The following is a 14,625-nucleotide window of genomic DNA, read 5'->3' as shown; positions in this document are numbered from 1 at the left end:
GGTATATTTTTTAGTGATAATTGAGTCTTGTGTGCTATTAACATGTTCACTTCAGTTCCAGACGATCGCTTTCCGTGGGCACGGCCTAATAAGCTAACATGATTTTCTTTACTAGCGGAGCTTTGGATTCGTGCTGAGACTACGACTACTCATCCCATCAAAAAAATGTGTTCCTGTAGTCTGCGTCTTCCACTTACATTTTTATCATCTTGATTAAAAAAGATACAATATCTTAAAAATCTGAGACACTTGTTTATATTGAGCCTGTTAAAGCCATAATGATAGCTAGAGGTGATCAATAATGGCTTATTACTGGGTAAGTTGGTTAAGCGTGGTTTATTTTATTTTTTTTGGGTTGGAGCAACATAAAATCAATCAGTTAATAAAGGTTATACTTTTATTCAATATCATTTTTATCCATTTTCAAATTGAATTTGGTTATTTTGTTGGTACGCTACCTTATACTTATAGTTTTTTTCTATTATGGATGTTCATTTTTAAATATCGTTTCAGAATCAAGCACTGGATAAGTCTGATTTGTATCATGTTAGCCTACACCGGCCTTCGGTATATATTAATTACAAGCCCTATTTGGCTGTTTCTTAATACCTATTTATTGATCCATCTTGTTTTGATGTTGATGGTTATATTTATTGAACGCAACTTAATAACAAAATTGTTACTTTACACTACATCATTATTAACTGGTGAAATTATGTTTGCTTACCATGTTCGAGTCATTGGTTGGGATATTATCTTAGGAGAGCCTATGTTTTTTGTTGCACTATACATAAGTATGCTGCTTATCATCATATTTCATCAGCTGATCCATCATTACAAAAGAAGTAAGATTTTTGGTTAGATCATTGTTTAACAAGCATACTTTTGCTAAACTATAAAAGTTAGTGACGTTATTATATGTCATTTAATAAGTAAATCATAGAAAGGATGAACCTTTCATGCGAAAATCTGTTGTAGCCATCGTCGGCCGACCTAATGTAGGCAAATCAACGATATTTAATCGTTTAGTTGGTGAACGTATTTCAATTGTAGAGGACACACCGGGGGTAACAAGAGACCGGATATATGCACAAGCAGAGTGGTTAACCACACAATTTAATTTAATAGATACAGGCGGGATTGAGCTAGGAGATGAGCCTTTACTTGTTCAAATGCGAGAACAGGCAGATGTTGCTATTAACGAAGCTGATGTGATTATTTTTATTGTTAATGGGCGTGAAGGTATTACTGCGGCTGATGAAGAAGTAGCAAAAATACTTTATAAATCGAACAAGCCTGTCGTATTAGCTGTAAATAAAGTTGATAACCCAGAAATGAGAGAAGAAATTTATGAATTCTATAGCCTTGGGTTTGGAGAGCCTTTTCCAATATCAGGAACACATGGTTTAGGGTTAGGTGATATGCTTGATAAAGTCGTTAGTTATTTCGAGACACTTAATGATCAAATTGATGATAAAGATACAATTTATTTTAGCTTAATCGGCCGACCTAATGTAGGGAAATCGTCACTCGTTAACGCAATTTTGCAACAAGAGCGTGTGATTGTAAGTGATATTGCGGGTACGACACGTGATGCAATAGATACCCCTTTTAAAAAAGATCAGCAAGATTACGTAATTATTGACACAGCAGGTATGCGAAAAAGAGGGAAGATTTATGAAGCAACAGAACGATACAGCATATTGCGTGCGCTAAAAGCAATTGAACGGTCTGATGTCGTTTTGACATTAGTTGATGCTGAATCAGGAATTATCGAGCAGGACAAGAAGATTGCCGGGTATGCTCATGAAGCAGGAAAAGCAGTCATTATTGTTGTTAACAAATGGGATACCATTGATGCTGATGAGAAAGCAATGAAAAATTTTGAAGAAAAAATCAGAGCACACTTCCCTTTTTTGGAATATGCTAATATCGTATTTTTGTCAGCTTTAACAAAGAAAAGGCTACATACTTTAATTCCACAAGTTCGATTAGCAAGTGAAAATCACACAAAACGTGTAGAAACAAACATTTTAAATGATGTGGTCATGGATGCTGTCGCGATGAATCCGACACCAACTCGCCATGGCAAACGTTTAAAGATTCTCTATACAACACAAGTTGCTGTTCAACCGCCAACATTTGTCGTGTTTGTAAATGATCCTGAACTGTTACACTTTTCATACGAGCGTTTTTTAGAAAATAGGATTAGAGATGCCTTTGGATTTGAAGGAACGCCAATTAAAATATATGCTAGAAGACGTAGTTAGGAGTGTGAAATAAATGGAGAAAATCGCAGTATTGGGAGCCGGTAGTTGGGGAACAGCATTAGCGATGGTTTTAGATGATAATGGACATGAGGTAAGACTTTGGACACATCTTGAAGACCATGCAAATGAAATCAATTTATCACATCAAAATAAAGCTTATTTAAAAGATGTTAAATTAGCGAAAAGTATTATGGCATATCATCACTTAGAGCAGGCCCTCGATGATGTTACGGCTGTGGTTTTTGTGTTACCGACTAAGGCAATTCGTTCTGTCTGCCAACAGGTGAAAAAATGCTTAAATCGACCTGTGACAATTATTCACGGTACCAAAGGTATTGAGCCTGATAGCTTTAAACGTGTTTCTGAAATGATGGAAGAGGAGCTTCCTAAGGAGATATATGATGAGATTGTCGTATTATCAGGTCCAAGTCATGCAGAAGAAGTTAGCATTGGTCAACCCACAACTGTTACAGCTTCATCAAAATCTAAACATGCAGCTAAGCATGCACAAAACTTATTTATGAATGATCGATTTCGCGTCTATACGAATAATGATATTATTGGCGTTGAACTTGGTGGTTCATTGAAAAATATTATAGCATTAGGTGCAGGCATATCTGATGGCCTTGGCTACGGTGATAATGCAAAAGCAGCCCTTGTGACGAGAGGATTGGCTGAAATTGCAAGGCTAGGCACGGCTATGGGAGCAGACCCACTTACCTTTGTTGGTTTAACAGGTGTAGGAGATCTGATCGTTACATGTACAAGTGTCCATAGCCGTAATTGGAACGCAGGTAATATGTTAGCACAGGGGCAATCGTTAGATGAGATTTTAGAGGAAATGGGCATGGTTGTAGAAGGTGTACGTACAGCTCAAGCAGCATATCACCTTGCTAAAGAAAAAGGAATTGATATGCCGATTACCTCTGGTATATATCAAATTTTATTTGAACAGGCAAATCCTAGAGAAGTGGTTGATCAGCTTATGACTAGGACAAGACGCCCAGAAACAGACGAAGTACATGCTATGTTAAAACAACATTATAATGATTAACAGATGAACAGCACAGACTCCTCTTGCATATAGTATCTTGACAATGCTTAACAAGGAGGAGACTAGGTGAACGATTTTCAAAAAGGATTATTTGATCATATTCAAAATAAGGCCAATATCAAACCTGATGAAATCTTTAAAGTTGCACAGTCAGTTCAGAGTGCTGATTTTTCAAATGAAACAACAGTTAGAAATCTTGTAAAACAACTGAGTCAATTAGCTAATAAACCTATATCAAAAGAAAAAGAAGATAAACTGGTACAATCTATTACAAAAAATCAATTCCCAAAAGATATTAATACATTAGGACAACTATTTAAAAAATAATACAAGTAGGCATATGTTTATACCAAACCACTTTTAATGCATAAACTATTATGCACAAGTATTCACGTAAAGTTGCCCTGGGTATTAATTTTAGTCACGCCGAGTTAGAGCGCCCCTTCTAACTCGGCTTTTTAATACTTCTTAATCGAACGGTTTTCCTCTAAATGTTCTAATTATTTTATTCTTACATAAATTGAGGATGTTAAATAGTAAAAATATTATTTAATCAACAGTCATAATATAGTGGGACAACGTCATAGACTTTTAATGTCAGAGCATCGTACTTTACGACGTTGAAGGAGATCGGGAGGGGATTATGTGGAAAAGGTAGACATTTTTAAAGATATTTCAAAACGAACGAACGGAGATATTTATTTAGGTGTGGTCGGAGCAGTACGAACAGGGAAGTCAACGTTTATTAAGAAGTTCATGGAGAAGGTTGTTTTGCCAAATATTGAAGATGAAGGAGATCGGGCAAGAGCGCAAGATGAGTTACCACAAAGTGCAGCAGGAAAAACAATTATGACAACAGAACCAAAGTTTGTTCCTAATCAAGCTGTACATCTTCAAGTTGATGAAGGTATTGACGTTAATGTCAGATTAGTTGATTGCGTAGGTTATACCGTCAAGGGGGCACAGGGCTTTGAAGACGAAAATGGTCCACGAATGATTCATACCCCGTGGTATGAAGAGCCAATTCCATTTCATGAAGCTGCAGAAATTGGAACACGAAAGGTGATACAGGAGCATTCAACGATAGGCGTCGTTGTCACAACAGATGGGACAATTGGCGACATACCAAGAAATGATTATGTAGAAGCAGAGGAACGAATTGTAGAGGAATTAAAAGAAGTTGGGAAACCATTTATTATGGTTATTAATTCAACAAAGCCTTATGACCAAGATACGGAGCTTTTACGTCAATCGTTAAATGAACAATACGATATTCCTGTACTTGCAATGAGTGTAGAGAGTATGCAAGAAGATGATATCTACAATGTATTAAGAGAAGCATTGTTCGAGTTTCCTGTACTTGAAGTTAATGTTAATTTACCAAGCTGGGTAATGGTGTTAAAAGATGACCATTGGCTTCGCCTGAGTTATCACGAAGCGATTCAAGAAACCGTTCAAGATATTAAGCGATTACGTGATGTCGATCGTGTTGTCGGTTACTTTGATGCATATGATCACATTGAACGTGCGCAAATTAATGGAATTGAAATGGGTGAGGGGATTGCAGAAATTGATCTAGATGCACCAAGTTACTTGTACGATCAAGTGCTTAAAGAAATCGTTGGCGAAGAAATTCGTGGTAAAGATCATTTGCTTGAGCTTATGCAAGATTTTGCTCAGGCCAAACGTGAATACGACCAAATAGCAGATGGACTTAATATGGTAAAACAAACAGGATATGGCGTTGCTGCTCCTTCAATTAGTGACATGACACTTGATGAACCTGAAATTATCCGGCAAGGGACACGCTTCGGTGTGAGATTAAAAGCCATTGCACCATCTATTCATATGATTAAAGTAGATGTAGAATCAGAATTCTCCCCAATTATTGGAACTGAAAAGCAAAGTGAAGAGCTCGTACGTTATTTGATGCAGGATTTCGAGGATGATCCACTTTCCATTTGGCAATCGGATATCTTTGGTCGATCTTTAAGCTCGATTGTTCGTGAAGGAATTCAGGGAAAACTAACCTTAATGCCGGAAAATGCACAGTATAAATTAAGAGAAACACTTGAACGCATCGTTAACGAAGGGTCAGGTGGGCTAATAGCTATAATACTCTAACGACTTGTGATCACAAGTCGTTTTTATTTTTCAAGTCACAGAAAACAGAACAAAATTGACGAACACCAACACCGAAGGATATACTTACTATACCGTTTCACTTCGCTGAAAGCTTGGATTAATATCGTGTAGTTATGCCTAATAAATTGTCATGCTATGCTTACCTATAGGTACAAACGGATGAACCTTATATCAAGCATAATTTTAATTGATAAGACTAAGACTTAAAAAAACAAACCTTCAATCTGCAGGCGTTTTTGGTCGAGTATCTGTGATAAAACATTTTATGATATTTTAGAACTAGAACCTATGACTTAATAAATTTCTAAAATGATTTAAAAGAATAATTACACATAATGGATATATATTACTTATTGTGGTTTTTAATTGTGATAAAGTTGCATAAATACAGCCTATGTGATACGATTCTAGTGATGAAAAAGCGATATCCCTAGTTAATCATGTCCATTCTGTAGCTTTCTTGAAATCTAAAAATGGTATTTTATGATTAGGTAATTTGAACAATTTTAATAATTATTGTGATTTTTGTTGAATTTGCAGGGAAAGTCGTTTATTATAAGCTTTGTCATCATTTAAATTGATGATCAGAAGTATAGGATTGAGAAAACTTGTGAACAAATGGAGTAAAACCATTTAAGTTCGTATGCTTCATGAATTTAAATGCGGGAGGAGGTGAATATCATGAACAAGACAGATCTAATTAATGCAGTTGCTGAGAAAAGTGAACTTTCTAAAAAAGATGCAACAAAAGCTGTTGATGCAGTTTTTGAATCTATCATGGATTCACTAAAAGATGGTGAGAAAGTACAATTAATTGGTTTTGGTAACTTTGAGGTACGTGAGCGTGCTGCTCGTAAAGGACGCAATCCACAAACTGGAGCTGAGATCGAGATCCCAGCTAGCAAAGTGCCTGCTTTCAAACCAGGTAAAGCCCTTAAAGATATCGTTAAATAATGTTTTACATAGGGCAAAAAAAGGGTGCAGTCATTGCACCCTTTTTCTTATACATAAAACTAACCTTCAACCAGCACCGTTTTACGGGTGTTATCTGTAATAAACATACCTTTTTGAAAGGTAAAAAAAAATTAAAAGGTGAGAAAAATGGAATCTGATTTTTTTATTATTAAAGCTTTAGAAGATGGTGTTCAAGTGATAGGTCTAACTAGAGGTGAAGCTACAAAATTTCATCATGCTGAAAAACTAGATAAAGGCGAGTTGCTTGTCGTTCAGTTTACTGCTCATACTTCAGCTATAAAAATTAAAGGTGAAGCAAAGGTGCAATCTCGATATGGAGAGATGAATACAGATTAATACAAGAAGTATAAAAGCAGTCAAAGTTGTCCATAATAACTGTTAGTATACCATCAATATGGAGGAAATTGCCATTGTGGAACTAAAAGATCTGGTTATTGATAAATTAAAACAACTCACCAATCAAAAGAATACGGTTATTGTAGATGAAAATTATTGGAGATCCAATCCAAGGTTATCTATTTTTATTCAACTAATCGGACAATCCAATTGGGGACAAACTAAAAAAATAGATTGCATAGCAGCCGTAGCTCTTTTACAGCTATCCCTTGACATTCACGATCGTGTCTCGAATCAAAATCTAGAAAACAATTCTAAATTAATTTTGCATGGCGATCTTTTAAGTAGTCAACATTATAAACTACTTGCGGATCATCAAGAAATTAAGCTACTAAAAACGTTAGCCAAAGCAATTAAAGATACTAATACCACGAAAGCTCATCTAGCTGTGTTAAATAATCCGTGTCAAGATGTCATTACATTGTTAAGCAAAAGGATTGAAATTGATATGGCATTGGTCTATTGTTTAATAAAATTTTTCAACTTGACTTTTTTAGAGACATTTATTGAAACGCTAGCATTACATCTTTCTTTAACCTCCGAAAAAGTAGAAACATCAATTAATAATAGCACTGATCAGTCTCTTTCTTTATATCACAAACGTATTCAAGAGCATTTAAGAAAAACAACGTCAGACAAGGATATGCTCGTTATTAAGATACCAGATGCCTTAAAGGGACTTATTGCACCAATTCAAGTATCATTAATGCGTTTTTACGGTGTGTCAGTTAAAAACAACGTGAGGGACGCAATTGATATTAGAGAAATTATAGATTTGAGTATGGGATGATGATATGCATTTACCTAAACAATATTCATATTTGCAGATGGATGTAGATTGCGTCAACAAACAGTTGCACGACGCTTTATCCGAAAGTGATCATCTAATAAAGGATGTCTCTCTCGATTTATTAGAAGCTGGTGGCAAAAGAATTCGCCCCTTACTATGTTTAACTGCAAGTTATTTCGGTGAACGAAAGGCAGTAGAAACATATAAATTAGCGACTATTTTAGAATTGATTCATATGGCTAGTTTAATTCATGATGATATTATTGATCATGCTGTGATTAGAAGGAGTAGATCCACTGTACATTTTCAATATAGCAAATTATTCGCTACCTATACAGGCGATTATTTATTTGCATTAGCCCTCGAGTTAACAGCAGATATAGAAGTAATGCAAATACATCAACTACTAGCTAGTACGGTTACACAGTTATCCATTGGAGAATTGAATCAATTGCACAAACGTTATATCATCGATATATCGTTAAAAAACTATTTACGTAAAATACGTGATAAGACAGCCAGACTCATTGCAACTTGCTGTCAAATAGGGGCAATAGCAGCTCAGTCACCCAAAACTGTCAATAATAACTTGTATTGGTTCGGTTATTTCCTAGGAATGGCTTATCAAATTACTGATGATATTAGTGATTTCACTGATACTCAAGAACAGACTGGAAAACCACAAGGGCAAGATTTAATCGAAGGCTACCTGACTTTGCCAACATTACTTGCCATGAGGGATAAAAAGGTTTATGATCATGTCCAATACTTTTTTAAACAAGGACAGTCAAAATCATCTGATATTTCTAATGATGTCGTTAATCGAATTAAACAAACAAATGCTGTTAATGAAGCTCTCGTATTCAGTCATTGGTACTTAGATAAAGCTGTCGAACGTTTAAAACAATTGCCTAATCAACCTGAAAAGCAACTATTAATGCAAATGGTTGCCTATCTCAGAAAAAAAAATAATTCGCAGATCGTTTAATTATATACATATTCACCGATATATAAGTTGTAGGTAGCGTTAGTGAGTGGAGGGGAAGAGCATATGTCTGATTATCAAACATTTACCAAGTCAATTAAAGAAAAGACAGGAATTGATTTAAATCTATACAAAGAAGTACAAATGAAGCGACGTTTAACTTCATTGCGCGATAAAAAGGGGTTTAAAGATTTTTCGTCATATTTCAACGCATTAGCTAGTGATCAAGAGCTTTTATCTGAATTTTTGGACAAAATGACAATTAATGTATCTGAATTTTTCCGAAATTCTGCTAGATGGAAAGTGTTAGAAAAAAAGATATTACCGGAATTATTAAAAAGGCAATCCCATTTAAAAGTATGGAGTGCAGCATGTTCAACTGGTGACGAGCCATACACGATTGCAATGATGTTAAGTGAGCATATTGATTTAAGTAAAGTTTCCATATTAGCAACCGACATTGATGATAAAATATTGGAACGTGCTCAAAAGGGGATATATACTGAGCGCGCTCTAAAGGAAGTCCCAAAATCATTAAAAGACAAGTATTTTACTTATGAAAATTCACTATATACTATTGATGCTAGATTTAAAAAAGCGATTACTTTCAAAAAACATAATTTATTATCTGATCCTTATCCCTCTGGATTTGATTTGATTGTCTGCCGAAATGTGCTTATCTATTTTACAGAAGAGGCCAAAACTGAAATTTATCATAAGTTTAGCCGTTCATTAAATAATAATGGTGTCTTCTTTGTCGGTAGTACCGAACAAATATTTAGTCCAGAAAGCTATAATTTTAGAGTGCTAGATACTTTTTTCTATCAAAAAAATGATTAACATAAAGCGAACCTTCAATCCGTGGGCGTTTTCGTTCTTCACCCACTGATTGTTAGCTCAGTGGATTAGGACATGCGTCCGTTAACACCCATCTAAATAGATGGATCTCTTTTTTCTATTTTGAGATGGGTGTTTTACCGACGGTTATCTGTAATAAAAGAGACGTACATGAACATAGGGCATGGACGTTTCTTTTTTACTCATACATACTTAAGAAAAAGAAAACATTAAAGAAAAGTTTGAAAAAAAAGAATAATCTATCTATTAGGTGTCCACAGAAACGGCTAGTTGTGTTATATTTATTAAAAACTTAACTAATCAGGGGGAAGCGATATGCGCTATTTAACGGCTGGAGAATCACACGGTAAACAATTAACAACCATCGTAGAAGGTGTACCTGCTTTAATGCCTTTAACCACTAATGATATTAATGAATCGTTGTTGCGTCGACAAAAAGGACATGGACGTGGTAAAAGGATGCAAATTGAAAAGGACTTAGTGGACATTGCTGGCGGTGTACGCCATGGATATACATTGGGTTCACCTATTGCAATGATAGTTAAAAATGATGATTTTAAACATTGGCAAGATATTATGGGAGAAGACCCCATAGATCTTGATAAAGAAATAAGACGAACGGTTACACGACCAAGGCCAGGACATGCAGATTTAAATGGGGCGATTAAATATGGTCACCGCGATATGCGTAATATATTAGAACGCTCTTCAGCTCGAGAAACTGCAGCAAGAGTTGCAGCGGGTGCAGTTGCTAAGACATTATTAAAACATTTAGATATTAACATTATCGGTTATGTCACTGAAATTGCGGGCATTAAAGCGAATGAACCTGAAAATTTGACGATTCAAGATAAAATAAAAATTTCTGAAGAATCGCCAGTTCGGGCACTCGATAGCGAGGCTGGCCAGAAAATGATGGATGCCATTGATCAAGCCAAAAAAGAAGGTGATTCTATTGGTGGTGTTTGCCAAGTTTACATTGAAGGGATGCCTCCAGGTATCGGCTCTTATGTTCATTACGATCGTAAATTAGATGCTCGAATTGCCTTTGCTGTCCAGAGCATTAATGCTTTTAAAGGAGTAGAATTTGGTATTGGCTTTGAAGCGGCTCGTCGTAATGGTAGTGAAGTTCATGATGAGATTATTTGGTCAGAACAACAAGGGTTTAAGCGACGGACTAATCATTTAGGTGGATTTGAAGGCGGAATGACTTCAGGTATGCCTATTGTCGTTAAAGGTGTGATGAAGCCAATTCCTACACTATACAAGCCTTTACAAAGTGTGGATATTGAATCGAAAGAAGTGTTTAATGCGAGTATTGAGCGTTCAGATTCATGTGCCGTTCCTGCTGCAGCCGTTGTTATGGAACACGTTGTCGCTTTTGAAATTGCCAATGCTTTATTAGAACAATTCCCGCATGATCAATTCCCTAAATTAAAAGCATCTATCGAGCAATACCGAGAAGAAGTAAGGTGTTTTTAATGGAGAGTATATCGGTTCAAACAAGTACAAATAGTTATCAGGTTTTTGTTGGAACAGGGCTTAGGCATCAAGTTAATCGTTACTTAAATAAAGCGTATAGTAGTATATTTATTATCACAGATAGCAATGTTGAAACACTTTATTTAAATGATGTTATTCAAAGCCTCAATGGTGATGAGCAAAAGGTTGGTTACACCATTGTACCTGCTGGGGAAGGTTCAAAAAGCATTCGATTTTATTTTGATATTATGACAGAAGCCATTCAATCTGGTTTAGATCGTCATGGGCTTATTATAGCTTTAGGCGGTGGCATGATTGGCGACTTAGCTGGTTTTGTAGCAGCTACATTTATGCGTGGAATAGACTTTGTTCAGATGCCAACCACGATCTTAGCTCATGATAGTAGTGTCGGAGGAAAAGTAGCCATCAACCATCCAGAAGGTAAGAATTTAATTGGAAGCTTTTATCCCCCACAAGCTGTTGTTTATGATGTTGAAACACTACATACGATTCCGCAGACGGAAGTTCGTTCTGGTTATGCAGAAATTGCTAAGCATAGTATTATTCATAACGATCCATTTTGGCAAGATATTAAGAATGCACATTTAAATGAACATTTAAGTGAAGAACAGTTAATGAAAGATCTTTTAAAAGGGATTACGGTTAAAGCAAAGATTGTTGAGCAAGATGAGCGCGAATCAAATGTGAGACAATTTTTAAACTTTGGTCATACGCTAGGCCATGCTTTAGAATCGGAATTAGGCTATGGAACCCTTACTCACGGTGAAGCGGTAGCGATTGGTATGTTATTTGCTATTCGAGTAAGTGAACATTATTATAAGGTTAGCTTGCCCTATAACGAAGTATTGCACTGGCTAACACGAAATCACTATCCATTAACATTACCTAAGCTATCTGTTTCTCGACTCATTTCAAGAATGAAAAAAGACAAGAAAGCTAAGAAACAAAGTATTCAAATGATCTTATTAAAGGGGTTAGGTCAACCTTCTATTGAAAAAATTGATGACCAAAATATAACGATTTGGCTTGAAGACTTTTTAAGGGAGCTGATGAACAATTGATTAGAGGTGTTCGAGGCGCAACAACTGTTTCCTCCAATAATGAATCTGAGATCATTAGCCATACACGAGAATTAACGCAAGCAATGATCAAAGAAAATAATATTAGCGCAGATGATGTTGCATCTGTATTCGTATCAGTAACACAAGATTTAAATGCCGCATTTCCTGCTAAACCGATAAGAGAACTTAGTGGGTGGGAGTATGTACCTGTGATGTGTATGCAAGAAATTGATGTACCAAATGGTCTACCGTATTGTATTCGTATAATGATGACGATCAACACATCACTTAAGCAAGAAGAAATTATACATGTATATCAACACCAAGCAAAAAAGCTTAGACCAGATTTATTGAAATAATGAGGGGGAACATATTTTGAAAGCAAAGAAAGTCTTTGAATCGATGTCACCATACAAACCAGGTAAACAAATAGAAGATGTTAAAAAAGCTTATGGATTAAATAAAATCGTTAAATTAGCCTCTAATGAAAACCCATTCGGTTATTCAAAGCAGGTAGATCAGACCATTAAAACATTTGCTAATCATTTCGAAATCTATCCAGATGGCTATGCAACAGAATTAAGACAATTGATAAGTCAAGACCTATCAGTTGATCCAGATCAGCTTGTGTTTGGTTGCGGGTCAGACGAGATCATTACAATGATTTGTCAAGTTTATCTAGAACCGGGAACGAACACGATAATGGCAACGCCAAGCTTTTCACAATACAAGCATAATGCGCTTATCCAAGGAGCAGAGGTGAAAGAAATTCCCGTAATTAACGGTTATCATGACCTTCAAGGAATGTTGGATACTATTGATTCGCATACTAGGATTGTATGGCTCTGCTCACCTAATAATCCTACTGGTTGTTTAATTAACGATCAATCATTAAAAAGTTTTTTTGATCAATGTCGATCCGATGTATTAGTAGTGGTTGATGAAGCTTATTTTGAATACATCACATCACCTGAAGCTCCAGACACATTAAGTTTATTGGATCAATACCCTAATCTAATCATATTAAGAACTTTTTCAAAAGCTTTTGGTCTAGCAAGTTTACGTGTTGGATACGGTATTGCAAACCTAGCTATTAGCGAAGTGCTTAATATAGCTAGAGGTCCTTTTAACGTTACCCAAATTGCTCAGAAAGCAGCTGCCATAGCTTATCAAGATAAAGATTTTCTTAAACAATCATTAAAAGAAACCACAAAAAGCAAGATTATGATGATGAATTTTTTTGATGAGATCGGTTTGGAATATTATGACTCAGAAACAAATTTTATATTCGTTAAGCTTCCGTGTTCAGGTGATAGATTATTTGAGTATTTATTGACAAGAGGTTTTATTGTCCGATCAGGTGAAGCACTGGGACATCCTAATGCTGTACGTATTACCATTGGAACAGAAGACGATATGAAAGTGTTACAAACTGAAATAAAAAGTTTTTTGGATACACATGTAGGAGTTGAATAAGTTTGACTAAGAAAATTTTGGTAGCAGGACTGGGGCTAATAGGAGGGTCTCTTGCTTTAACAATTCGTGAACAAGGTAATCACCACATCATCGGTTATGATGTGAATAAAAAAACCCTAAAATATGCTTTGAATCAAGCAATCATTGACGAAGTTGCAACTTCATTCGAAGAAGCAGTGACGACTGTCGATTTCTGTATACTAGCTGCTCCTGTTACAAAAACAATCGATTTATTAAAGGTGATAAAGGACTTGCACTTCACTAAACCGGTTATTATTACTGATGTTGCTTCTGTCAAAGGAAATGTGATGCAAACAGCTGAATTAATAGATAATCCCTTTGTCACATTTATTGGTGGGCATCCAATGGCAGGATCACATAAAAAAGGGATCGAAGCCGCTAAAGCCCACCTTTTTGAAAATGCAATCTATATTGTCACACCTACTCAAAAGGCGGATACAGAAGCAATTAAGGTACTAAAGGGCCTTTTAACAGCTACACGTTCGAAATTTTTACATTTAGATGCAAAAGAGCATGATGAAATGACAAGTGTAATCTCACATTTTCCTCATCTAATCGCATCATCTCTTGTTCATCAAGCCAAACGTTGGCAAAATAAACATGATAAAATACCAACCCTTGCAGCAGGAGGTTTTCGTGACATTACTAGAATTGCTTCTAGTAATCCGACCATGTGGCAAGATATTTTTTTTCAAAATAAAAGCATCCTGTCTGCATTGCTAGTAGACTGGATTAATGAAATGACAGATTTAAAAGAACTTTTAGATCGCAATGACAAAGTATCAATGTATCATTATTTAGAACAAGCCCGTGAATATCGAGATGGCTTGGATCATTTAAAAAAAGGAGCCTTACCTGGATTTTATGATTTGTATGTTGATATATTTGATCAACCCGGCGCTTTACTAAAAGTCGTCTCATTATTAGCTGAGCAGGAGATCAGTATAAAAAACATTGAAATTTTGGAAATTAGAGAAGGCATCACAGGTGTTCTAAGATTAAGCTTTGTAACAAAAGAAGACCAAATAAATAGTCATCGCTTACTGATTAGAAATGGTTATGAAACAATGTTACAAGATTAAGGGAGGGAT

Annotated in this window: 15 protein-coding genes; all 15 read left to right on the top strand. The window is 35.7% G+C overall.

From position 1 onward, the window contains the following. Positions 1-301: 301 nt before the first annotated feature. Positions 302-862, top strand: a complete 561-nt coding sequence (locus tag B494_RS0109735) for a YphA family membrane protein (RefSeq protein WP_017472209.1) — start codon at positions 302-304, stop codon at positions 860-862. 97 nt (positions 863-959) lie between these two features. After that, positions 960-2,270, top strand: coding sequence for a ribosome biogenesis GTPase Der (gene der, locus B494_RS0109730; protein ID WP_017472208.1), 1,311 nt, complete (start codon positions 960-962; stop codon positions 2,268-2,270). 13 nt (positions 2,271-2,283) lie between these two features. Beyond that, complete coding sequence (locus tag B494_RS0109725) at positions 2,284-3,324, top strand: NAD(P)H-dependent glycerol-3-phosphate dehydrogenase (RefSeq protein ID WP_017472207.1); 1,041 nt, start codon at positions 2,284-2,286, stop codon at positions 3,322-3,324. Positions 3,325-3,390: 66 nt separating this feature from the next. Beyond that, a complete protein-coding gene (locus tag B494_RS0109720) occupies positions 3,391-3,651 on the top strand; it encodes a stage VI sporulation protein F (RefSeq protein WP_017472206.1) in 261 nt (86 codons plus the stop codon). A gap of 318 nt (positions 3,652-3,969) precedes the next feature. Beyond that, a complete protein-coding gene (gene spoIVA / locus B494_RS0109715) occupies positions 3,970-5,448 on the top strand; it encodes a stage IV sporulation protein A (protein ID WP_017472205.1) in 1,479 nt (492 codons plus the stop codon). Between the two features lie 702 nt (positions 5,449-6,150). After that, positions 6,151-6,423, top strand: a complete 273-nt coding sequence (locus tag B494_RS0109710; RefSeq protein ID WP_026065213.1) for an HU family DNA-binding protein — start codon at positions 6,151-6,153, stop codon at positions 6,421-6,423. A 147-nt stretch (positions 6,424-6,570) separates the two neighbouring features. After that, positions 6,571-6,780, top strand: coding sequence for a trp RNA-binding attenuation protein MtrB (gene mtrB / locus B494_RS0109700; RefSeq protein WP_017472202.1), 210 nt, complete (start codon positions 6,571-6,573; stop codon positions 6,778-6,780). A gap of 76 nt (positions 6,781-6,856) precedes the next feature. Next, complete coding sequence (locus B494_RS0109695) at positions 6,857-7,630, top strand: heptaprenyl diphosphate synthase component 1 (protein ID WP_017472201.1); 774 nt, start codon at positions 6,857-6,859, stop codon at positions 7,628-7,630. Positions 7,631-7,634: 4 nt separating this feature from the next. Further along, positions 7,635-8,618, top strand: coding sequence for a polyprenyl synthetase family protein (locus tag B494_RS0109690; RefSeq protein ID WP_017472200.1), 984 nt, complete (start codon positions 7,635-7,637; stop codon positions 8,616-8,618). Positions 8,619-8,681: 63 nt separating this feature from the next. Beyond that, positions 8,682-9,455: a CheR family methyltransferase gene (locus B494_RS0109685; protein WP_017472199.1), complete on the top strand. Its 774-nt coding sequence runs from the start codon at positions 8,682-8,684 to the stop codon at positions 9,453-9,455. Positions 9,456-9,788: 333 nt separating this feature from the next. Beyond that, positions 9,789-10,955, top strand: coding sequence for a chorismate synthase (gene aroC / locus B494_RS0109680; RefSeq protein ID WP_017472198.1), 1,167 nt, complete (start codon positions 9,789-9,791; stop codon positions 10,953-10,955). Beyond that, complete coding sequence (gene aroB / locus B494_RS0109675; RefSeq protein WP_017472197.1) at positions 10,955-12,037, top strand: 3-dehydroquinate synthase; 1,083 nt, start codon at positions 10,955-10,957, stop codon at positions 12,035-12,037. The genes aroC and aroB overlap by 1 nt, the downstream gene beginning before the upstream one ends. Continuing rightward, on the top strand, positions 12,034-12,396 hold the full coding sequence (gene aroH / locus B494_RS0109670; protein ID WP_017472196.1) for a chorismate mutase: 363 nt from the start codon (positions 12,034-12,036) through the stop codon (positions 12,394-12,396). Before aroB ends, aroH begins: the two co-directional genes overlap by 4 nt. 16 nt (positions 12,397-12,412) lie before the next feature. Then, complete coding sequence (gene hisC, locus B494_RS0109665; RefSeq protein WP_017472195.1) at positions 12,413-13,513, top strand: histidinol-phosphate transaminase; 1,101 nt, start codon at positions 12,413-12,415, stop codon at positions 13,511-13,513. A gap of 2 nt (positions 13,514-13,515) precedes the next feature. Continuing rightward, positions 13,516-14,616, top strand: a complete 1,101-nt coding sequence (locus B494_RS0109660) for a prephenate dehydrogenase (RefSeq protein ID WP_017472194.1) — start codon at positions 13,516-13,518, stop codon at positions 14,614-14,616. The last annotated feature ends 9 nt before the right edge of the window (positions 14,617-14,625 follow it).

The organism is Amphibacillus jilinensis Y1 (genome assembly GCF_000306965.1).
GTDB classification, from domain to species: domain Bacteria; phylum Bacillota; class Bacilli; order Bacillales; family Amphibacillaceae; genus Amphibacillus_C; species Amphibacillus_C jilinensis.
Note: the sequence above shows the minus strand (reverse complement) of the source record. Positions and strands in the feature narration are given on the sequence as shown.